The sequence below is a fragment of the Streptomyces sp. NBC_01485 genome, assembly GCF_036227125.1.
Classification (GTDB): Bacteria; Actinomycetota; Actinomycetes; order Streptomycetales; family Streptomycetaceae; genus Streptomyces.
Genome location: NZ_CP109435.1, coordinates 6,216,342 through 6,237,067, shown reverse-complemented (window position 1 = coordinate 6,237,067; position 20,726 = coordinate 6,216,342). Strand labels below are relative to the sequence as shown.

The 20,726-nt window shown below is 71.6% G+C and carries 22 protein-coding genes; 8 read left to right on the top strand and 14 right to left on the bottom strand.

Features of this window, described 5'->3' with window-relative positions:
• Positions 1-22: 22 nt before the first annotated feature.
• Positions 23-1,156 (top strand): Mrp/NBP35 family ATP-binding protein, encoded by a 1,134-nt coding sequence (locus OG352_RS28335; RefSeq protein ID WP_329220781.1) that lies wholly within the window; start codon positions 23-25, stop codon positions 1,154-1,156.
• 95 nt (positions 1,157-1,251) lie between these two features.
• Here the strand turns inward: OG352_RS28335 and OG352_RS28330 are convergent, their stop codons facing one another.
• The 5 genes from OG352_RS28330 to sigE all read right to left on the bottom strand — a co-directional run bounded on the left by OG352_RS28330 (position 1,252) and on the right by sigE (position 6,564).
• On the bottom strand, positions 1,252-1,911 hold the full coding sequence (locus tag OG352_RS28330; RefSeq protein ID WP_329220780.1) for a hypothetical protein: 660 nt from the start codon (positions 1,909-1,911) through the stop codon (positions 1,252-1,254).
• A gap of 171 nt (positions 1,912-2,082) precedes the next feature.
• On the bottom strand, positions 2,083-2,547 hold the full coding sequence (locus tag OG352_RS28325) for a sec-independent translocase (protein WP_329220778.1): 465 nt from the start codon (positions 2,545-2,547) through the stop codon (positions 2,083-2,085).
• A 247-nt stretch (positions 2,548-2,794) separates the two neighbouring features.
• Positions 2,795-4,678, bottom strand: coding sequence for a trypsin-like peptidase domain-containing protein (locus OG352_RS28320; protein WP_329220776.1), 1,884 nt, complete (start codon positions 4,676-4,678; stop codon positions 2,795-2,797).
• A 153-nt stretch (positions 4,679-4,831) separates the two neighbouring features.
• A complete protein-coding gene (locus OG352_RS28315) occupies positions 4,832-5,854 on the bottom strand; it encodes an anti-sigma factor family protein (protein ID WP_329220775.1) in 1,023 nt (340 codons plus the stop codon).
• Positions 5,851-6,564 carry an RNA polymerase sigma factor SigE gene (sigE, locus tag OG352_RS28310; protein WP_329220773.1) on the bottom strand — a complete coding sequence of 238 codons (714 nt, stop codon included), beginning with the start codon at positions 6,562-6,564 and terminating at the stop codon, positions 5,851-5,853. The genes OG352_RS28315 and sigE overlap by 4 nt, the downstream gene beginning before the upstream one ends.
• A 237-nt stretch (positions 6,565-6,801) precedes the next feature.
• On the opposite strand from sigE, the gene OG352_RS28305 reads away from it, so the two are divergent.
• A complete protein-coding gene (locus OG352_RS28305) occupies positions 6,802-7,497 on the top strand; it encodes an O-methyltransferase (protein ID WP_329223999.1) in 696 nt (231 codons plus the stop codon).
• 182 nt (positions 7,498-7,679) lie between these two features.
• Here OG352_RS28305 and OG352_RS28300 read toward each other — a convergent pair whose 3' ends face one another.
• Positions 7,680-7,847, bottom strand: a complete 168-nt coding sequence (locus tag OG352_RS28300) for a DUF3117 domain-containing protein (protein ID WP_003966491.1) — start codon at positions 7,845-7,847, stop codon at positions 7,680-7,682.
• A gap of 378 nt (positions 7,848-8,225) precedes the next feature.
• Here OG352_RS28300 and OG352_RS28295 point away from each other — a divergent pair, with 378 nt between their 5' ends.
• On the top strand, positions 8,226-9,017 hold the full coding sequence (locus OG352_RS28295) for an enoyl-CoA hydratase/isomerase family protein (RefSeq protein ID WP_329220771.1): 792 nt from the start codon (positions 8,226-8,228) through the stop codon (positions 9,015-9,017).
• An 80-nt stretch (positions 9,018-9,097) separates the two neighbouring features.
• Here the strand turns inward: OG352_RS28295 and OG352_RS28290 are convergent, their stop codons facing one another.
• Together OG352_RS28290 and OG352_RS28285 are read right to left on the bottom strand one after the other, a co-directional pair.
• Complete coding sequence (locus OG352_RS28290; RefSeq protein WP_329220768.1) at positions 9,098-9,682, bottom strand: DNA-3-methyladenine glycosylase I; 585 nt, start codon at positions 9,680-9,682, stop codon at positions 9,098-9,100.
• Positions 9,679-10,032: a DivIVA domain-containing protein gene (locus OG352_RS28285; protein ID WP_329223998.1), complete on the bottom strand. Its 354-nt coding sequence runs from the start codon at positions 10,030-10,032 to the stop codon at positions 9,679-9,681. Before OG352_RS28285 ends, OG352_RS28290 begins: the two co-directional genes overlap by 4 nt.
• A 128-nt stretch (positions 10,033-10,160) precedes the next feature.
• Between OG352_RS28285 and folP the strand changes: the two genes are divergently transcribed.
• Positions 10,161-11,021: a dihydropteroate synthase gene (gene folP / locus OG352_RS28280; RefSeq protein ID WP_329220766.1), complete on the top strand. Its 861-nt coding sequence runs from the start codon at positions 10,161-10,163 to the stop codon at positions 11,019-11,021.
• Between the two features lie 123 nt (positions 11,022-11,144).
• Here folP and OG352_RS28275 read toward each other — a convergent pair whose 3' ends face one another.
• A complete protein-coding gene (locus OG352_RS28275; RefSeq protein WP_329220764.1) occupies positions 11,145-11,903 on the bottom strand; it encodes a TIGR00730 family Rossman fold protein in 759 nt (252 codons plus the stop codon).
• 112 nt (positions 11,904-12,015) lie between these two features.
• Positions 12,016-13,095: a succinyl-diaminopimelate desuccinylase gene (gene dapE / locus OG352_RS28270; RefSeq protein ID WP_329220763.1), complete on the bottom strand. Its 1,080-nt coding sequence runs from the start codon at positions 13,093-13,095 to the stop codon at positions 12,016-12,018.
• A gap of 106 nt (positions 13,096-13,201) precedes the next feature.
• Between dapE and OG352_RS28265 the strand changes: the two genes are divergently transcribed.
• Together OG352_RS28265 and OG352_RS28260 are read left to right on the top strand one after the other, a co-directional pair.
• Positions 13,202-14,215, top strand: a complete 1,014-nt coding sequence (locus OG352_RS28265; RefSeq protein WP_329220761.1) for a heavy metal transporter — start codon at positions 13,202-13,204, stop codon at positions 14,213-14,215.
• 296 nt (positions 14,216-14,511) lie between these two features.
• On the top strand, positions 14,512-14,961 hold the full coding sequence (locus OG352_RS28260) for an ATP-binding protein (protein WP_329220760.1): 450 nt from the start codon (positions 14,512-14,514) through the stop codon (positions 14,959-14,961).
• A gap of 211 nt (positions 14,962-15,172) precedes the next feature.
• On the opposite strand, the gene OG352_RS28255 is transcribed toward OG352_RS28260, so the two are convergent.
• The gene (locus tag OG352_RS28255) at positions 15,173-16,270 is read right to left on the bottom strand and encodes a bifunctional succinyldiaminopimelate transaminase/glutamate-prephenate aminotransferase (RefSeq protein ID WP_329220758.1); all 1,098 of its coding nucleotides are present in this window, start codon (positions 16,268-16,270) and stop codon (positions 15,173-15,175) included.
• Positions 16,271-16,374: 104 nt separating this feature from the next.
• A complete protein-coding gene (gene fdxA, locus OG352_RS28250) occupies positions 16,375-16,701 on the bottom strand; it encodes a ferredoxin (protein ID WP_329220757.1) in 327 nt (108 codons plus the stop codon).
• Between the two features lie 140 nt (positions 16,702-16,841).
• Here fdxA and OG352_RS28245 point away from each other — a divergent pair, with 140 nt between their 5' ends.
• Positions 16,842-17,855, top strand: coding sequence for a GNAT family N-acetyltransferase (locus tag OG352_RS28245; protein WP_329220755.1), 1,014 nt, complete (start codon positions 16,842-16,844; stop codon positions 17,853-17,855).
• 68 nt (positions 17,856-17,923) lie between these two features.
• Positions 17,924-18,745 (top strand): transglutaminase-like domain-containing protein, encoded by an 822-nt coding sequence (locus OG352_RS28240; protein WP_329223997.1) that lies wholly within the window; start codon positions 17,924-17,926, stop codon positions 18,743-18,745.
• Between the two features lie 163 nt (positions 18,746-18,908).
• On the opposite strand, the gene OG352_RS28235 is transcribed toward OG352_RS28240, so the two are convergent.
• Both OG352_RS28235 and OG352_RS28230 read right to left on the bottom strand, forming a co-directional pair.
• Positions 18,909-19,526: a response regulator transcription factor gene (locus OG352_RS28235; RefSeq protein ID WP_329220754.1), complete on the bottom strand. Its 618-nt coding sequence runs from the start codon at positions 19,524-19,526 to the stop codon at positions 18,909-18,911.
• The gene (locus OG352_RS28230; RefSeq protein WP_329223996.1) at positions 19,523-20,722 is read right to left on the bottom strand and encodes a sensor histidine kinase; all 1,200 of its coding nucleotides are present in this window, start codon (positions 20,720-20,722) and stop codon (positions 19,523-19,525) included. Before OG352_RS28230 ends, OG352_RS28235 begins: the two co-directional genes overlap by 4 nt.
• Between the last annotated feature and the right edge of the window lie 4 nt (positions 20,723-20,726).

The following is a 20,726-nucleotide window of genomic DNA, read 5'->3' as shown; positions in this document are numbered from 1 at the left end:
CGGTCGCCGTACCATCGTGTCTATGGCTAGCGAAGACGCGGTGCGTGAAGCACTGGCGACGGTGAACGACCCCGAGATCAACCGGCCCATCACCGAACTGGGGATGGTGAAGTCGGTGGAGATCGGCGCGGACGGGGCGGTCGCGGTCACCGTGTACCTGACGGTCTCCGGCTGCCCGATGCGCGAGACCATCACGCAGCGCGTGACCGACGCGGTCTCCGCGGTCGACGGCGTCACCCGCGTCGACGTCACGCTCGACGTGATGAGCGACGAGCAGCGCAAGGAACTGGCGACCGCCCTGCGCGGTGGCCAGACCGAGCGCGAGGTCCCCTTCGCCAAGCCCGGCTCCCTCACGCGCGTGTACGCGGTCGCGTCCGGCAAGGGCGGCGTCGGCAAGTCGTCGGTGACGGTGAACCTGGCGGCGGCGATGGCGGCCGACGGTCTGAAGGTGGGCGTCGTCGACGCCGACATCTACGGCCACAGCGTGCCGCGCATGCTGGGCGCGGACGGCCGTCCGACCCAGGTCGAGAACATGATCATGCCGCCGTCGGCGCACGGCGTGAAGGTCATCTCCATCGGCATGTTCACCCCGGGCAACGCCCCGGTCGTGTGGCGCGGCCCGATGCTGCACCGCGCGCTCCAGCAGTTCCTCGCGGACGTCTACTGGGGCGATCTGGACGTACTCCTGCTGGACCTGCCCCCGGGCACGGGCGACATCGCGATCTCGGTCGCGCAGCTAGTCCCGAACGCCGAGATCCTCGTCGTGACGACGCCTCAGCAGGCGGCGGCCGAGGTCGCCGAGCGCGCGGGTTCCATCGCCGTGCAGACCCACCAGAAGATCGTCGGCGTGGTCGAGAACATGGCCGGCCTGCCCTGCCCGCACTGCGACGAGATGGTCGACGTCTTCGGCACGGGCGGCGGCCAGAGCGTGGCCGACGGCCTGACCCGTACGACGGGCGCGTCCGTCCCCGTCCTCGGCTCCATCCCGATCGACGTCCGCCTGCGCGAGGGCGGCGACGAGGGCAAGCCGGTCGTCCTGACCGACCCCGACTCCCCGGCGGGCGCCGCCCTGCGCGCGATCGCGGGCAAGCTGGGCGGCCGGCAGCGCGGCCTTTCGGGCCTGTCGCTCGGGATCACTCCCAGGAACAAGTTCTAGCGTTACGAGTTCTGGTGTCACGACCATGGGGTGCCCTCCGTATCGAGGGCACCCTTTGTCGTGGCTGGCGTGGTCGTGGCCAGGCGTGGTCGTGGCTAGGCGTACTCGGCGACGTCCTTGACGACGCAGAAGCCGAGCCCGTACGCGCTCATGCCCCTTCCGTACGCCCCCAGGTGCACCCCTTGCTCGGTGGAGCCGGCCAGGACCCAGCCGAACTCGGACTCCCGGTAGTGGAAGGAGGTCGGCACGCCGTCGACGGGGAGGGACAGCGTCGACCAGTCCGCTCCCGCGAGGTCGTCCGCGAGGACCCACGCCGTCTCGGTCTGCTGGTCCAGCCAGTCGTCGCGCAGGCTGTGGTCCATCTGGCCCGGCCAGGTGAAGGACAGCAGCCCGACCCCGGCGAGCCAGGCCGCCGAGGACACCGAGGTGGCCTCCAGCAGACCCGTGCCGTCCGCGCTGCGCCGGACGGGGTTCGCGGCGACGGTCACGACGACCGCGAACCTGCCGCGGTCCTCGCCGGCCGTCTCGTGCCGTACGGAGGGCTCGTCACCGTGTCCGATGGAACCGTGCTCCACGGCCCCGTCGGCCGCCGTACCCACCTGCATCAGCCAGCGCGGCCCCGTGAAGGCCTCGTCGAGGCCGTACCAGGGGAAGGGTGCCGCCAGGTAGCCGTCGACCGTGCGGCGGGCGGAGGGGACCTGTTGTCCACTCTCCGCGGCCGGCGTCTGCGCGACTGCTTGACTCGTCGTCTCCATGTGCCCGGACGCCTCCTCGTTCTCGACGGAGCGACCCGGCCCGCCCCCCTTCGGGCGTACTCGTCCGCTCCGCACAACAACCAGGCAGCATAGCCACCCCGCTCCGGGCTGCCGGGAAACCTTCCGGCGCGTGGGACGTGCGCCCCCTCACACCGGGGGTGCGCGGGTGACTCAGGTGGCGTCCGCGTCGAAGGCCGGACGGTCGTCCTTGCCCGGCTCCTCGGGCTTCTTGGTCATGTCGATACGACCGCCCCCCGACGCGCCGGACGTGCCCGCGGAAGCGACTGCCGAGGAGGAGGCGGCGGTGTCCGTGTCGCGGCTGTGGACCGCGTCCGTGACCTCGGCCATCTCCTGCTTCAGGTCGAAGCCGTTGCGGATCTCCTTCAGCCCCAGCTCGTCATTGTCCAACTGCTTGCGGAGGAAGGCTTTGGGGTTGAGGTCCTCGAACTCGAAGTCCTTGAAATCCGGGCCCAGTTCGCTGCGGATGTCCGCCTTGGCGCTCTCCGAGAACTCACGGATCTTCCGGACGGTGCGCATCACGTCCTGGATGACCTTGGGGAGCTTGTCCGGACCGAAGACGAGCACGGCCAGGACGGCGAGCGTCACCAGCTCGAGCGGTCCTATGTCATTGAACACCTGAAGCTCCTTGCGATGTCCGCGGTCCTCGGTTCCTCGGCCCTCAGTGGTCAAGTTCGGGTCTTCCGCGGTCCCGGCGGGTCCACGGTACCTGTCGCACCTGTCCGACCGGTACCGTCCCGAGCCGTCCGCGTACGTGTACGCCACCGGTTTTCCTCGTTGTTTGCCTAGTGGGACCGGGTCCGGGGGTCTGACCTGTGACGTTTCTGTCAATCGCTGGGAACGGGCTGAGGCACGCCGCCCCGGCTCAGCCCCCGGACGAGCCCAGGACCAGCGTGAGCGTGCGTTCCCTGCCGCCGCGTTCGACGGTCAGCTCCAGGCGGTCGCCGGGGCGGTGGGCGCGGGTCTTGACGATCAGTTCCTCGCCGGAGTGCACGCGCTGGCCGTCGACCTGCGTGATGACGTCCCCGGCGCGGATGCCGGCCCGGTCGCCGGGGCCGCCCGCGGTGACCGGGGAGCTGCCGTCGGCGCCGCCGGTGCCGACCCGGGCGCCGTCACCCGCGTAGTTCATGTCGAGGGTGATGCCGATGACCGGGTGGGTCGCCTTGCCGGTGTTGATCAGCTCTTCGGCGACGCGCTTGCCCTGGTTGATCGGGATGGCGAACCCGAGGCCGATCGAACCGGCCTGGGCGCTGCCGGAGCCGGTGCCGTCGGCGGCGGAGCGGATGGCGGAGTTGATGCCGATGACGTGGCCCTGCGTGTCGAGGAGGGGTCCGCCGGAGTTGCCGGGGTTGATCGGCGCGTCGGTCTGCAGGGCGTCGACGTACGACACGTCGCTCCCGTCCCCGCTCTCGCCGCCGGCGGTGATGGGCCGTTCCTTGGCGCTGATGATGCCGGAGGTGACCGTGCCCTCCAGGTCGAAGGGGGCGCCGATGGCGACGACCGGGTCACCGACCTGGACGTTGTCGGAGTTGCCGAGGTAGAGCGGCTTGAGGCCCTTCACCCCGGTCACCCGCACCACGGCGAGGTCGTAGCCGCTGTCCCGGCCGACGACCTCGGCCTTGGCGGTCTGGCCGCCGTTGAAGACGACGGATATCTCGCCGTTGCCTCCGGCGGGCTCGACGACGTGGTTGTTGGTGAGGATGTGGCCGAGCGAGTCGAGCACGAAGCCGGTCCCGGTGCCGGACTCGTCGCTGCCGCTGACATGCAGCGTGACGACGCTGGGCAGGGCCCGCGCGGCGATCCCGGCCACGCTGTCCGCCGCCCGCCCGGTCGGCTCCGCGGAGGCCTGCGGCAACCGCACCCCGTTGATCCCGCCGTTGCGCTCCAGATACGCCCCTACGGCCCCACCGAGCGCCCCGGACACCAGCGCGACAGCCAACGCACCCCCGACCAGCCGCATCCGCACCTGCTTGCGCCGCTCGGCCGCAGTGAGCACCTCCGCACCGGCCTGCTGAAGCGGCGCCCCGACCGGACCTCCGGTACGAGCGCCTCCGTCAACGGGGGCTCCCGCGAAGGGCGTGGCGGACCAGGGGTCGTAGCGGTGCCAGGGGGTGGGCTCAGAGAGCGGCGTGGGGGTGGGGCTGGGTTCGGGTGCGGATGCGGGGCCGAGGGGAGGTACGGCGTCGGCGAGTGCCGCAGACGTGTCGGGGAGTGGAGGGGGAACGGGGACGTACCCGTTCCCCATGGCCGACGCGTGTGTGGCCGCAGGGTGCTGGACGGGCGGGGCGGGTGCCCAGGGGCCCGGTTCGCCGTACGGCGGGGTGCTGTAGGGGTCGGGATCGTGAAGGGGCTTGGGACGCCCGTCGGCGACCGGGGAAGGCACCGCGGAGGCCTCCTCCGCGGAGGGGACCGAATCGGCTTGGCCGACCGGGGTGGTCGCCGCCGGGTCGGCCGGAGAAGCCGTCCCGCCGGCCGGACGGCTCAGCTCATAGTCACCGTCGTCGCTGTGGACGTGGGCACCGGAGTCGGCGTCAGCGCCCGTGTCGAAAGCGCCGCCGGCGTCGGACGCCGCCGCCGTGTCCATGGGCTCGGCCGAAGACTCCCCCACCGCCTCCGCAGGCGCCGTCCCGTCCTGTGCGCTCGCCACCGGCCGGGCCAGTTCGAAGTCGCCCTCGCCGACGTCGCCCGAGGATGCCTGCGGTCGAGGCCGGCTCCACCACTTTGCCCTCGTGGGCTTCCCCTCGTCCATGCTCTCCCCACCCTCGCCCCCGCCGGGGCACCGGACTGGGAGCGCGCCCCCAGCCCCGGCCCGGCGAACTCCGCCTTCGCGCCCCGCTGCCTGGCAGGGCGCGGTCCACCCCGGATTCAACCAGGTTCACGGCGGAGTGGCGCAGGGCCTGGGTCAGCGGGTGCGCTGGGAGGAAGGGGAGGGTGAGGGGGCGGGAGCGGAGGTGGTGTCGGGGGCGGGTGCGGTGAGCAGACCGAGACCGGTGATCTCGGGTGGCGTGGTCCAGGCCGTCAGGGCGATCGGCGGGGTCATGCCGAGCGGACGTATCAGCGGGGACATCGCCGCGGCGCCGGCCATCATCGGGCCGGCGAGCCGGTGCAGGGCCTGTTCGACCCGGCCGTCGGCCGGGGAGGGCATGCCGGGCAGCAGCGGTGCGGAGACCTCGGTCGGGGCCGTCGAGGTGTCGCCGAGCCGGCCGCCCTGGGAGAACAGGGGGCCCACGGAACGGCGACGCTGGCTCTCCGACGCCGCCGCGGAGCCCGTGCCGGGGGTGCGGGCCGGCGTCACGTTGCTGCCGTTGCCCGAGCCGCCACGGCCGTCCGCGGTCGTGTCGATCGGGGCGACGGAGGTCATGCCGCCCAGGGCGATCGCGGCCAGCGACACCGCGCCGGCGGCGACGAAAGCGAACCGCATGCTCCGCGACCGGTCGGCGTCATGACGGTCGCCGCCACGGCCGACGGGATGGATACGGAAGCCCCGGTCCGAACCCGAAGCCGGGCCCGGAGACGGTGCCAGGGCGGAGCGGTGGTCGCGGGCCGGTACGTAGCCGAACTCGAACGGCTCGTCCCGCCGCGCCCCTCTCACTCCGAAAACTCCGAAGACGCCGTCGGCGAACCCGCCCCCGCCACCCCCGCCCAGCGGCGTGCCGCCGCCGTCCGGGTCACCTCCTGCGGGAAGCCCCTGAAGGCGGGCCAGAAAGCTTTCGGAGGGGGCCGGTGGGGCGACTTCCGCGAAGACGTTCTTCAGCCGGCGCTGCGCGTCGACCTCCGTCTTGCACTTCGGACAGGTCGCCACATGGGCCAGTACCCGCTCGCGGGTGTCGTGCCCGAGCTCGCCGTCCACCAGGGCCGAGAGCCGGTCTCCGAGGTGTTGCTCCGCTAGGAGCCGCTCGGCTGCGTTGTTCCGGGATCCACTCACGCGGTCGCGCCCCCTCCTCCCAGAGCGGGAACACGGGCCACGAAGGAACGGCGCCCGGCGCGTGCCTCGGGCGCGCGGTGCGCGAGCGCCTTGCGCAGTTGCGAACGGCCGCGGTGGATGCGCGAGCGGACCGTGCCCAGCTTGACGCCCAGGGTCGCGGCGATCTCCTCGTAGGAGAGGCCTTCGATGTCGCAGAGGACGACGGCGGCGCGGAACTCGGGCGCGAGGGTGTCCAGGGCCTGCTGGACGTCCGCGTCGAAGTGGGCGTCGTTGAAGGCCTGCTGCGGGGTGGGTTCCTTGCTGGGCAGCCGCTCGGCCGCGTCGTCGCCCAGCGCGTCGAAACGGATGCGCTGCTTGCGGCGGACCATGTCCAGGAAGAGGTTGGTCGTGATGCGGTGCAGCCAGCCCTCGAAGGTGCCCGGCGTGTACGTCGACAGGGAGCGGAAGACGCGGACGAAGACCTCCTGGGTGAGATCCTCGGCGTCGTGCTGGTTGCCGGTCAGACGGTAGGCGAGCCGGTAGACCCGGCCGCTGTGCATGCTGACGATCTCCTCCCACGTGGGCGGAGTCCACGCCTGCCCGTCCGCGTCGGTGGTGAAGGTCGCGGTCTGGGCCTGACCGGCGGTGAAGCCGACGGTGTGGCGGTGGTCAGCAGCGGTGTCGTTCACGGATTTCGGCCTGCCCGCCGACCCGAGAAAGCGCCGCAGCACTCCTCCCCGATCCACAGGCGCGGCCGCACCTCCCCTGTCGGCTCTGGTGGTGTCCAGTGGAGCCCCTACCATAGCCACCTCGCCCGTTAGCTCCGGATAAGCGGTTTTACGAGAAATTGATCTGTGCTGCCACGGCTCATACGGCTGCGTCAGCACTTGCTCGACACCCGGTCCCTCGTCGTGATCCAACTGTGTCCCCCCGTCGTCGTTCCCACCCCTTCAAACGCGCGGTCCCATCTGCGGGTTCCCGACGGCAACGGATACAGTCACGCGAGGCAACCACGGGGACAGGAGAGGGTCATTACCGGCAACCGGCAGGCAAGCTGGGCGTTCGCCGACGCCTATGCCGCCGAGGACGAAGCGCTGCACTGGGCCCGTGACCGGGCCCGCGAGGCAGGGCTGCGCTCGGTGTCGCCGAGCACGGGCGCCGCGCTGCGGATGCTCGCCGCCACCGTGGACGCGAAGGCCGTCGCGGAGATCGGTACCGGGACCGGTGTCTCCGGGATCCACCTGCTGTACGGGATGCGCCCGGACGGCGTCCTGACGACCGTCGACCCCGAGCCGGAGCACCAGCAGTTCGCCCGGCAGGCCTTCCGCGCCTGCGGCTTCGCCAGCAACCGGGCCCGGTTCATCCCGGGCCGCGCGCTCGACGTCCTGCCCCGCCTCGCGGACGTCGGCTACGACCTCGTCTTCTGCGACGGCGACCGCCTGGAACTGCTGGAGTACCTCGCCGAATCGTTGCGCCTGCTGCGCCCGGGCGGCCTGGTCGTCTTCGAGGGCGTCTTCGCCAACGGCCGCACCGTCGACTCCGGACCGCAGCCCACGGAGGTCATAAGGATCCGGGAGCTGCTGCGGGCGGTGCGCGAGAGCCAGGATCTGGTGCCGTCGCTGCTGCCGGTGGGCGACGGGCTGTTGTGCGCGGTCAAGCGCTGAGTACGCCCTGACTGACCGCGCCCTGGCTGATGTGGCCCGACTGGTGTGGCCTGAGCCTGCGGGCGGGCCTTGGGCCTTTCGAGCTAGGCGGTCTCGGGAAACCCCGGGAACCCTGACAAAACGATCGCTCCGGCATCCTCGCGGGTGCCGGAGCGATCGAAAGAGTAAGGGTCGCTTGCGCGTCAGCCGACGACCTTCTTGAGGGCGTCGCCGAGTGCGTCGGCCTCGTCAGGGGTCAGCTCGACGACGAGTCGACCTCCGCCTTCGAGCGGAACGCGCATGACGATGCCCCGCCCCTCCTTGGTCACCTCGAGCGGGCCATCACCCGTTCGCGGCTTCATGGCCGCCATGCTCGTTCCCCTTCCTGAAACCAGCTCATCGCCAAAGCCGACGGCCCATGGAGGGCAGCCGCGATCCAGCGTGGGACACGCGACACCGGCATCGAACACATTGCTTCCCAGCCATTATCCCGCATCTCAGGACCCGATGACCAACATCAGGTGGCATCGCTTGCGCAACGCGCGCGAGCAAAACCACTCAATTCGGCGATGTGACTGCGATACTGCGCGCCCGCACGGACTTCCACGCGCCGGAAACCCTCCCGAATTCTTTGACGCAGGTCACACGTCGGGTGTGGTCCGGGTACGGCGATCTCCGCCATGCTGTCCTCGTACATCGGACGTACTGACCAGTAGTACGCCCGAGCCGCGACACGGAGGGGATACGCCATGGCTGACACCGTGCTCTACGAGGTGAGCGACGGGCTCGCGACGATCACGCTGAACCGCCCCGAGGCGATGAACGCGCTGAACATCGCGGCCAAGGTCGCCCTCCGGGAGGCGGTCCAGTCCGCGACGACCGACGACGCCGTACGGGCCGTGCTGCTGACAGCCGCCGGTGAGCGGGCGTTCTGCGTGGGTCAGGACCTCAAGGAGCACATCGGACTGCTGCTCGAGGGCTCGGCGAAGGTCATGAGCACGGTCAAGGAGCACTACAACCCGATCGTGCGGGCGCTGACCGAGGCGCGTAAGCCGGTGGTCGCCGCCGTGAACGGGGTCGCGGCGGGAGCGGGCTTCGGGTTCGCGCTGGCCGCGGATTTCCGTGTCGTGGCCGACACGGCGTCCTTCAACACGTCGTTCGCGGGGGTCGCGCTCACCGCCGACTCCGGTGTCTCGTGGACCCTGCCGCGGGTGATCGGTCCCGGGCGGGCCGCCGACCTGCTGCTCTTCCCTCGCAGCATCACGGCCCAGGAGGCGTACGAGTTGGGTATCGCCAACCGGGTCGTTCCCGCGGACGCGCTGCGCGCCGAGGGCGAGAAGGTGGCTCGGGCGCTGGCCTCCGGGCCGACGGTCGCTTACGCGGCGATCAAGGAGGCCGTCGCTTACGGGTTCTCGCACTCGCTCTCCGAGACGTTGGACAAGGAGGACGAGTTGCAGACTCGGGCGGGGGCGTCGGAGGACCACGGGATCGCCGTGCGGGCCTTCGTCAACAAGGAGAAGCCGAAGTATTCGGGCCGCTGAGCACCATCGGGGACTGCGGGTCCGTTGTGGCTGGTCGCGCCCACGCGGCGGAGCCGCAGATCGATACGGCCCCGCGTCCCTCAGGTGAGTCTGCTCGCGCACGTCTCCAAGTGGTCGTTGACCAGCCCGCACGCCTGCATCAGCGCGTACGCCGTCGTCGGCCCCACGAAGCGCAGGCCGCGTTTCTTGAGGGCCTTCGACAGGGCCGTCGACTCGTCCGTCACCGCCGGGACGTCCGCCAGGGTCTTGGGGGTCGGGCGGGTCGTCGGGTCGGGGGCGTGGGACCAGATCAGGGTGTCCAGGTCGCCGGAGGGCCAGTCGGCCAGGACGCGTGCGTTGGCGAGGGTGGCGTCGACCTTGGCGCGGTTGCGGATGATGCCCGGGTCGGCGAGGAGGCGCTCGCGGTCCTCGTCGGTGAAGACGGCGACCGAGGCGATCTTGAAGTCGGCGAAGGCCGTGCGGAAGGTGGCGCGGCGGCGCAGGATCGTGATCCAGGACAGGCCGGACTGGAAGGCCTCCAGGCTGAGGCGTTCGAACAGCGCGTCGTCGCCGTGGACCGGGCGGCCCCACTCCTCGTCGTGGTACGTCACGTAGTCCGGCGTGGACAGCGCCCAGGGGCAGCGCAGCGCGCCGTCCTCGCCCGCGATGGCCGTGCCGTCGCTCACTGCTGGTCCTCCGGGTCGGGCTTCTCGAAGGAGACCTGGGAACCCGTCGGGGTCAGCGCGCCGGCGAGGGCGGACTCCAGGTCGGCGATGCGGGCGTCGCGCTCGGCGAGTTCGGCGGCGACGCGGTTCAGGGCGTCGTCCACGTCCGCCATGCGGTAGCCGCGGGCGGCCAGCGGGAAGCGGAGGTCGTCGATGTCGGAGCGGTCGACGGGGCGGTCCGGGGGCAGCGGGTCGTGCAGCCTCTCGGGGGCGGCCTCAGGCAGCGGGCCGGTGCCCTCGCCGCCGCCCACCACGGCGAGGGTGACCGCGGCGACCACGACGGCGAGCGCGATGACCAGGAACAAGAACATAACCATCGGTGGGTCCCCACACTCGGTGCTCGGAGTGGATGTGTGTGGGTCCGATCGTGCCATGCGGGTCCGGCCGTTAGGGTCGCAGGCGGTGGATGTGCGGGACGTACTAGGAGAGGTCACAGGGCATGCTCAGGCTGGGCAGGCGGGAATTCGGCACGCACGAGCCGGTGATCATGGCCATCGTGAACCGGACCCCGGACTCCTTCTACGACCAGGGGGCGACCTTCCGTGACGAGCCGGCCCTCGCGCGCGTGGAGCAGGCGGTGTCGGAGGGTGCCGCCATCATCGACATCGGCGGGGTCAAGGCCGGGCCCGGCGAAGAGGTGACGGCGGAGGAAGAGGCGCGGCGGACCGTCGGTTTCGTCGCCGAGGTGCGGCGGCGCTTCCCGGACGTGGTCATCAGCGTGGACACCTGGCGGGCCGAGGTCGGGGAGGCGGTCTGCGAGGCGGGCGCGGATCTGCTGAACGACGCGTGGGGTGGCGTGGACCCGCGGCTGGCGGAGGTCGCGGCGCGGTACGGGGTGGGGCTGGTGTGCACGCACGCGGGGGGCGCGCAGCCGCGGACGCGTCCGCACCGGGTGACGTACGACGACGTCATGGCCGACATTCTGCGGGTGACCGTGGGTCTGGCGGAGCGGGCGGCGGGGCTGGGGGTGCCGAGGGAGTCGATCATGATCGATCCGGGGCACGACTTCGGGAAGAACACCCGGCACAGCCTGGAGGCGACCCGGCGGCTCGGGGAGATGGTGGAGACGGGGTGGCCGGTGCTGGTGTCCCTGTCCAACAAGGACTTCGTCGGGGAGACGCTGGACCGGCCGGTGAAGGAGCGGGTGGTGGGGACCCTGGCGACCACGGCCGTGTCGGCGTGGCTGGGGGCCCAGGTGTACCGGGTGCACGAGGTGGCGGAGACGCGGCAGGTGCTGGACATGGTCGCGTCGATCGCCGGGCACCGGCCTCCGGCGGTGGCCCGGCGCGGGCTGGCGTAGCGCGCGCCGTCGCTGGGGGCTGCCGCCCCCAGACCCCCGCTTCGGCCCTGAAAGGGCCTCGTCCTCAAACGCCGGACGGGCTGAAATGCACCGACCGGCGTTCGAAGCGCGCGTCAAGCCGGCCTAGCGGCCGGCCTCCTTGGACACCAGGGCCACCGCCTCCTCCACGTCGTCCGTGACGTGGAAGAGGAGGAGGTCCTTCTCGGCGGCCTTGCCCTGGGCGATCAGGGTGTTCTTGAGCCAGTCGATCAGGCCGCCCCAGTACTCCGTGCCGAAGAGGACGATCGGGAAGCGGGTGACCTTCTGGGTCTGGACGAGGGTGAGGGCCTCGAAGAGTTCGTCGAGGGTGCCGAGGCCGCCGGGCAGGACCACGAAGCCCTGCGCGTACTTGACGAACATCATCTTCCGTACGAAGAAGTAGCGGAAGTTCAGGCCGATGTCGACGTACTGGTTGAGACCCTGCTCGAAGGGGAGCTCGATGCCGAGGCCGACGGAGATGCCGCCCGCCTCGCACGCGCCCTTGTTGGCCGCCTCCATCGCGCCCGGGCCGCCGCCCGTGATCACGGCCCAGCCTGCGTCGACGAGGGCACTGCCCAGCCGTACGCCCGCCTCGTACTCCGGGGAGTCCACCTTGGTGCGGGCGGAGCCGAACACGCTGATCGCCGGGGGGAGTTCGGCGAGGGTGCCGAAGCCCTCGATGAACTCCGACTGGATGCGGAGCACGCGCCAGGGGTCGGTGTGGACCCAGTCCGACGGGCCGCCCGCGTCCAGCAGGCGCTGGTCGGTCGTGCTCGCCGTGACCTGGCTTCGCCTGCGGAGGACCGGTCCCAGGCGCTGTTCCTCCGGCGGCTGCTGCTTGCCCTCGGGGTTGCCGGTAGCCATGTGAGCTCCCTCCATTTGCGGTTGTTCGGTCTCAGCGTAGATCCACGCGGGTTACGGGCGGGGGACGTCGGCGTGTCCGCCACGAACCGCCGTCAGCGCGAACGCGGTTCGTTCATGCCGTCAGCCACGCCCGCAGGCGTTCCTCGCCGGCCAGGATCTTGGCCGTCTCCACGCGTTCGTCCCGCTTGTGCGCCAAGTGCGGGTTGCCGGGTCCGTAGTTGACGGCGGGGACGCCCAGGGAGGAGAAGCGGCTGACGTCCGTCCAGCCGTACTTGGGCATCGGGGTGCCGCCGACCGCCTCGATGAAGGCCGCCGCGGCCGGGTGCGAGAGGCCCGGGAGGGCGGCGGGGCTGTGGTCGTCGATCACGAACTCCGACACCCCGCAGTCGGCGAAGACCTCGCGGACGTGCGCGACGGCCTCCTCCTCGCTGCGGTCCGGCGCGTAGCGGAAGTTGACGGTGACGACGCACTCGTCGGGGATGACGTTGCCGGCCACGCCGCTGGTGATGCCGACCGCGTTGAGGCCCTCGCGGTACTCCAGGCCGTCGATGACCGGGTAGCGCGGCTGGTACGCGTCGAGGGCGGCGAGGATCGGGGCCGCGGTGTGGATCGCGTTGGAGCCCAGCCAACTGCGAGCCGAGTGGGACCGCTCGCCCTTCGTCTTCAGCAGCACCCGCAGGGTGCCCTGGCAGCCGCCCTCCACCTGGCCGTCGGAGGGTTCGAGGAGCACCGCGAAGTCGCCGGCCAGCCACTCCGGACGGGCCTCGGCCACGTGCTTGAGGCCGTTGAGGTCGGCGGCGACCTCCTCGTTGTCGTAGAAGACGAAGGTCAGGTCGCGGTTGGGGGCCGGGACCGTCGCCGCGATGCGCAGTTGGACCGCGACGCCCGCCTTCATGTCGCAGGTGCCGCAGCCCCACAGGACCCCGTCCTCGTCCAGCCGCGAGGGGACGTTGTCGGCGATCGGGACCGTGTCGATGTGCCCGGCGAGGACCACGCGCTCGGCGCGGCCCAGGTTCGTGCGGGCGATCACGTTGTTGCCGAGGCGGTCCACCGTCAGGTGGGGCAGCGCGCGCAGGGCGGTCTCGATCGCGTCCGCGAGGGGCTTCTCGGTGCCGCTCTCGGAGGGGAAGTCGACGAGCCGCGCGGTGAGGATCGCGGCGTCCAGCGTGAGGTCAAGGGGGGTGTCGGCCATGCCGTCGACCCTAACGCGCCAGTCGTCCGCACCGCTCTTCCCCATCTGTTCACACACACCTCACACACCCCTCCTACTCCTCAGTAATCTCCAGTACCTTGGACGCGTGCCAGAGCCGTCACCTTCTCCCAAGCGCCGCGGCCGTCTGCTCCGTTTCGGGGCGGCCTGCGTGGTCCTGTCCGCCGTCGCGGGCTATGTCGTGGTGCAGTACGTCACCGGCGGCACGGGGGATCCTGGCTGCAGAGTCGTTTCGGGCGGCGCGGACGGGGCGACGTACGAGTTCACGCCGGAGCAGGCGGTGAACGCGGCCACGATCGCCGCCGTCGGCACCGACCGGGCGATGCCCGAGCGGGCCGTGGCCATCGCGCTGGCGACCGCCCTCCAGGAGTCGGGGCTGCGCAACCTCACCCACGGCGACAGGGATTCGCTCGGCCTGTTCCAGCAGCGGCCCTCGCAGGGCTGGGGCACCGAACAGCAGGTCACCGACCCGGCGTACGCGGCGAGCATCTTCTACAAGCATCTCGCCAAGGTGCGCGACTACACCGAACTCCCGCTGACCGTCGCCGCGCAGCGCGTGCAGCGCAGCGGCTACCCGGAGGCGTACGCCAAGCATGAGCCGGACGCCGTGGTGCTGGCCGCCGCACTGACCGGAACGTCGGCGGCCTCGCTGACCTGCGACGGCCGCGCGCGCGCCGTGACGGCCACCGGCCCGGACGCGGTGCGGGCGGCGCTGGCCCGGGACTTCGGGCGCGACGCGCTCCAGGAGGCGGACACCGAGTCCGGCGCCGACGCCGAGAAGACGTCGGCGACCGGCACCGAGGCTCCCATGACCGAGGCTCCCGCGACCGAGACGAACGGGCGGATCGTAACGCTGCCCGTGTCGGAGGACACCATCGCCGGTGGGCGCAGTGTCGGCGAGTGCGGGTGGCAACTGGCCCACTGGGCGGTGGCCAACGCCTCGGCGCTGCGCATCGAGCGTGTCTCGTACGCGGGCCGGGAGTGGGTCGCCGGGAACACCGACAGCCAGTGGCGGTCGACCGGTTCGACCAGCACGGAGGCGGCCGGGACGTCGGGGGCGGGCGGCGGCACCGGCAGCGTGCGGATCGTCACCGCGCCGTAGACCGTCGGATCGGCACCGCGCAGGAGTACGGGGCGTCACTCGGGCGGGTCATGTGCGGGGCGTTCGGACGGCCGGGTGCTCAGGTTTTCGCGCCTTCACCCTCGTGTCCGGCGGATCCCTTGGGAGCAAAGGGCTTCGAGGGTTTGACGGACTTTCACATCGGGCGGTTTTTGCCCGTTTTTATCCGCAGCCGATAATGCGACGCATTGCGAACTCTTTACGTTGGGCGTCCGCAACCTTCATGGCCTTCGAGCGGTAGTCACGGCGTCTTTGTTCTCTCCCGTCGAAGGAGCATCATGTCCCTCCCCCTGACCCGCCGGATCGCCCGTGCCGCGCTGCTCGTCGCTGCAGGAGCGGCCGCCGGGGTCGGTGCGGCCGGCTCCGCCACCGCGGCCCCCAGCCTTCCCGCCACCCCGAACCTCGGCGGACTGACCGCCCTGGACACGGCGAGCGTCGGCAACACGGTCGAAGGCGCGACGCAGCACGTCACCGGGCTCGCGGGTGAGACCGGCGGCAAGACGGTCGAGCAGGCGGTGCCGACCGCGGGCAAGGCCGGCGGCAAGGCCGTGAAGACGGCGACGCCGGTGGCGCAGAAGGCGGCCGGCGACGTGGCGGGCTCCGCCGGGGGCCTCCTCGGGGACACCGCGTCGACCGCCACGAAGGGTGGGCTGCCGACGGACTCGCTCACCAAGGGTGGGCTGCCCGGCGCGGACACCCTGCCGGTGAAGAGCCTGCCGCTCGGCTAGCGCGCCCGGCACGAGCCGGTGAGGGAGACGGGGTCCGGGGCGTTGTCCTGGGCCCCGTCTCTTTGCGTACTGTCGCCGAGGTCGGCAGGGGCCGGGGGTGTTTCCACGGTCCCCCGGCGCTGTCGGCTGCGCCCACCCTCCCCCACTCTCGGCTTCGCTCGAGCGGGGGGACCCCCATCGCCCTGCGGAACGATTGCCCACAGCGGAAGCGCTACATCAGCCGTTCCACGGCCGCCCTCACGCGGTCGTCCGTCGCCGTCAGGGCTACGCGTACGAAGCTCTCGCCGGCCGTGCCGTAGAAGTCGCCGGGGGCCACGAGGATGCCCCGGTCGGCGAGGTGGGCGACCGTGGTCCAGCAGGACTCGTCCCTGGTGGCCCAGAGGTAGAGGCTGGCCTCGCTGTGCTCGATGCGGAAGCCGTGGGACACGAGGGCCTCGCGCAGGAGGGTGCGGCGGGCCGCGTACCGCTCGCGCTGTTCGCGGACGTGGGTGTCGTCGCCGAGGGCCGCCACGACCGCCGCCTGCGTGGGCGCCGACGTCATCATGCCGCCGTGCTTGCGGATCTCCAGGAGGGGGCCGAGGACCGCCGGGTCGCCCGCCAGGAAGGCCGCCCGGTAGCCGGCCAGGTTCGAGCGCTTGGAGAGCGAGTGGACCGAGACGATGCCCTCGTACGAGCCGCCGTTGACGTCCGGGTGGAGGACCGAGACCGGGTCGGCCTCCCAGCCCAGTTCGAGGTAGCACTCGTCGGAGAACAGCAGGATGCCGTGCTCCCGGGCCCAGGCCACGATCCGGGTGAGTTCCTGCTTCGAGAGGACCCGTCCCGTCGGGTTGGACGGCGAGTTCAGCCAGAGGAGCTTCAGGCCGGCCGGGTCCAGGGTCGTCGGGTCGTCGTAGACCTCGTACTCCGCGCGGGCCAGACGCGCGCCCACCTCGTACGTCGGGTAGGCCAGACGCGGATGGGCGACGCGGTCGCCGGGGCCGAGGCCCAGCTGGGTCGGGAGCCAGGCCACGAGTTCCTTGGAGCCGACGATCGGCAGGACGTGGCGGTGGGTGACCTCACGGGCGCCGAGCCGGCGCTCCAGCCAGCCGGTGATCGCGTCACGCAGGGCCGGGGTGCCCCAGACCGTGGGGTAGCCCGGCGAGTCCGCCGCGTCGATCAGCGCCTTCTGGATCAGGTCGGGCACCGGGTCGACCGGGGTGCCGACGGAGAGGTCGACGATGCCGTCCGGGTGCGCTGCGGCCGTCTTCTTGTACGGCTCCAGCTTGTCCCAGGGGAAAGTGGGAAGGCGGTCGGAGACTGCGGAGGACACGGTGGTTGCTCGCTCTCTGAACGGGTACGGCAAACGCCCCGGCCCCAAGCGGGACCGAGGCGGCACGAATACTGTGCGAGTACTGTGCGAGCCGCTGACGCGGGTTACTCGGCCGCGGCCTGGGGCGGCAGCGCGGCGACGAAGGGGTGGTCGCGCTCGATCAGACCCAGCTTGCTGGCGCCGCCGGGCGAGCCGAGCTCGTCGAAGAACTCGACGTTCGCCTTGTAGTAGTCCTTCCACTCCTCGGGAGTGTCGTCCTCGTAGAAGATGGCCTCGACCGGGCAGACCGGTTCACAGGCACCGCAGTCGACGCATTCGTCCGGGTGGATGTACAAGGACCGCTGGCCCTCGTAGATGCAGTCGACCGGGCACTCTTCGATGCACGCCTTGTCCTTCAAGTCGACACAAGGCTGCGCGATGACGTAGGTCACGCTGTCGTTCCTCCTCGGTAGGGCGCTGGCGGGCCTCCTCAGGCTCCGCCGCCTGGCGCGCGGGAGCGCGGCGTCGTCGATGCCCACCCCTAGTATCTCCGTTCTTGGGCATGATCCGAACAGGAGGGGTGAACTGACCAGTGGGAATCTCGCACGCCGGACGCCTGGAGGTCCGCATCGCCGCTTCTGACGTGGGAAAACGTGTCTCCGTGCGATGTTTGACCGGACCTGGCGTCACCGGGGGGAAATTCACCGACACGGTGGGTGTTCTCACATCATGGGACGACGGTGTGCTCGTGATCACACGGAAGAGCGGGGAGAGCGTCCGCGTTGACGAATCCTCGCTGGTGGCGGGCAAGGTCGTACCGGCCGCGCCGGCCCGGCGGCGGGGTCCGGCAGCCTCGTACGAGGAGCTCGCCCGGGTCGCCGCGCGGGCGTGGCGTCCCGTGGAGAGCGAGCGGCTCGGCGCGTGGGAACTGCGGGCCGCCGCCGGGTTCACGCGGCGCGCCAACTCGGTGCTGCCGCTCGGCGACCCCGGCATCCCGCTCGACTCGGCCCTGGACGTCGTACGGCGCTGGTACGGCGAGCGCGGGCTGCCCGCCTACGTCCAGACGGCGACGGGGGCCGAGGGCACCGAGGAGCTGCTGTGCGCGGAGCTGGAGCGGCGGGGGTGGGTGCGTGAGGTGACGGCGGAGCTGTGGGTCGGGGCGCTGGCGCCGGTCGCGGACCGGGAGCCTGGAGAGGCTGGGGGTGTGGTGCTGGCTCGGGAGGCCGATGAGGCGTGGTTGGCGCGGTATCAGCGCAAGGGGGTGGGCGAGGTGGCTCTGAAGGTGCTGGGGAGCGGGCCTTCGGTGTGGTTCGCGTCCGTGGCGGGGGTGTCCGGGGGTGCTCCGGCGGCCATCGGGCGGTGTGTCGTGGACGGGCGGTGGGCCGGGTTCGCCGCCGTCGAGGTCGATCCGGCGCAGCGGCGCAAGGGGCTCGCTACGACCGTCATGACCGCGTTGGCGCGGCGGGCGCTGGCGGAGGGGGCGTCGGCGGGCTGGCTTCAGGTGGAGGACGACAACGCGGGGGCGCGCGCGATGTACGCGGGGCTGGGCTTCGGTGCGCATCACTCTTACCACCACTATCGCCAACCCGGTCGGGAGACCTCGTGAGCGGGTTCGGGGGTGGCCTCGGGGGCGGGTTCGGGAGTGACTTCGGCGGTGGCTTCGGGGCCGGTGAGGTGCGGCGGCGGTTCGCCGAGGAGGCTCGGGCCGAGCGGCCCGATCTGGCTCTGCTGTGCCTGCTGATCGGCGCGGCGGCGGACCCCGATCTGGACGACGCCGGTCTGGACGCCGCCCAGATCGAGCTGGACCGGCTGGCGGGGCTGCTGCCGTACCGGCCCGGTGGGCCGCGGGCCTGGGCGGTGGCGCTGCGGGAGCTGCTCGGCGAGGAGGGGTACGGGTTTCACGGTGCGGCCGCGGACTACGACCGGCTGGAGTCGTCGCTGCTGCATCACGTGCTGGTACGGCGGCGGGGGTTGCCGATCCTGCTGTCGGTGGTGTGGGTCGAGGTGGCTCGGCGGGCCGGTGCGCCGGTGTACGGGGTCGCGTTGCCGGGGCACTTCGTGGTGGGGTTCGGGCCGCCCGAGGATCTTGAACGGCAGGTGCTCGTCGATCCCTTCGACGGGGGACGGATTCTGACGGGCGGAGACGCGGAGACGCTGGTCGCCGGGGCTACGGGGGCGCCGTTGGAGCCGTCGATGCTGACCGCGGCCGAGCCGTTGGATGTGGTGACGCGGATCCTGAACAACATCCGGTCGTGGGCGGAGGCTCGGCCGGAGCGGTCGGATGTCGCTCTGTGGGCTGTGGAGTTGGCGTTGGCCGTGCCTTCGCATCCGGCTCGGTTGCGGTACGAGAAGGGGCAGTTGTTGGTGCGGCGGGGGGATTTTCTGGGTGGGGCTGCGGAGATGGAGGAGTATGCGGGGTTGGTGGAGGTGGTGGACGAGGGGATCGCGGAGCGGGTGCGGAAGGAGGCGTTCGCTGCGCGGGCCATGTTGAACTGACCTGCGCGCGTCTGAGCGCCGTGGGGGGTCTGGGCGTCGTTTGCGGGTGCGGGTCCGTCGTGGCCGGTCGCGCCCACGCGGCGGAGCCGCAAATCGATACAGCCCCGCGCCCCTGGGTGGGCTGCCCTCAGCCGTGATGACAACGCGGCCCGCAACTCGCGCCTCACAGCCAGCCCTTCTCCCTCGCTATCCGGACCGCCTCTGCCCTGTTGCGTACCGCCAGTTTTTGGATGGCTGTCGACAGGTAGTTGCGGATCGTGCCCTGGGAGAGGTGCAGGGCTGTTGCCAGTTCGGCGTTGGTCGAGCCGTCGGCCGCTGCTCGCAGGATCTCGCGTTCGCGGTCGGTCAGGGGGTTGGCGCCGCCTGCCAGGGCCGCTGCCGCGAGGGTGGGGTCGATGACCCGTTCGCCGGCCAGGACCTTACGGACGGCTTCCGCGAGTTGGGAGGCGGGGGCGTCCTTGACGAGGAAGGCGTCGGCGCCGGCCTCCATGGCGCTGCGCAGGTAGCCGGGGCGGCCGAAGGTCGTGATGACGACCAGCTTCAACTGCGGGAGTTCCTTGTGGAGTTGGGCTGCGGCCTCGATGCCCGTCGCGCCCGGCATCTCGATGTCGAGGAGGGCCACGTCGACGTCGTGGGCGCGGGCGGCCGCGAGGACCTCGTCGCCGCGCGCCACCTGGGCGACGACCTCGATGTCGTCCTCCAGGCCGAGCAGGGCCGCCAGGGCCTCGCGGACCATCGACTGGTCCTCGGCCAGAAGGACCTTGATCGTGCCACCACTCATGAGCGGGATCCTACGTCCGCCACCGGGCCGACCGGGACGCGGGCCGTCAGGCGGAAGCCGCGCTTGACCCGGCCCGCCTCCAGGGTGCCGCCCGCCTTCTCCAGGCGTTCCGTCAGGCCCGTGAGGCCGTTGCCGGGGCCTTTGCCGGTGCCGCCGGAGCCGTCGTCCTCGACGGAGAGTTCGAGGGCGGGGCCGTCGAGGGTCTGGCGGCGTACGAGGTCCACCGTGCAGCGGGCGGCGCCGCTGTGGCGTACGACGTTGGTGATCGCCTCGCGCAGGGCCCAGGCGAGGGCGGACTCGGTGCCCTCGGGGACGCCGTCCAGGTCCGGTTCGGCGGGGATCCGGGCGACGATGCCGGCCGCCGTCAACGCGACCTGCGCGCCCGCGAGTTCGGCGGCCAGGCGGGGACGGCGGTAGCCGGTGACGGCCTCGCGGACGTCCACCAGGGCCTGGCGGCTGACCTGTTCGATGTCGGCGACCTGCTGGGCCGCCTTGTCGGGGTGGTCGGGGAGCATCCTGCCCGCCAGCTCGCTCTTCAGGGTGATGAGGGAGAGGGAGTGGCCGAGGAGGTCGTGCAGGTCTCTGGCCAGGCGCAGCCGCTCCTCGTTGGCGGCGAGTTGGGCGACCGTGGCCCGCGCCTTGCGCAACTCCACCGTCGTACGGACGAGTTGGCTCACGCCCGTCATCGCGAAGCCGATCAGCAGGACCAGGATGAGGAGGTTGAGCGCCTCGTCCTCGTCGGTGCGCAGGCCGACGAGGAGCAGCATCACGCCTGTGGCCGGGATCGTCCAGAACGCCCACCGCAGCGGGAGCACCATCCCGCAGGCCACGGAGACGTAGCAGTACAGGCCGAGCCAGTCGGAGCCGAGGGCGAGGCCGAGGACGGTGGCGAGCACCGCCATCGAGCCGATGAGAGCGCCGACGAGCCTTGAGGGGTAGGGCCGCTCCCCCATGTCGCGGAAGAGCAGCGAGAGGTAGAGCGCGACGAACACCGCCAGGCCCAGCCAGCCGGCGATCGTGCCGCCGGTGGTGTGGTCTCCGGAGATCAGGTCGTGGACCGGCGAGCTGAGAAAGACCAGCCAGACGCCGATCCACAGCGCTTTGCGCCGCCACAGCTCGCGCCGGTTGCGGGGCGCCTGGCCCAGCGGGATCAGGGGTTCCCGCCGGGCCTCCTCACACAGGTGGTCGTCCGTCATGGCG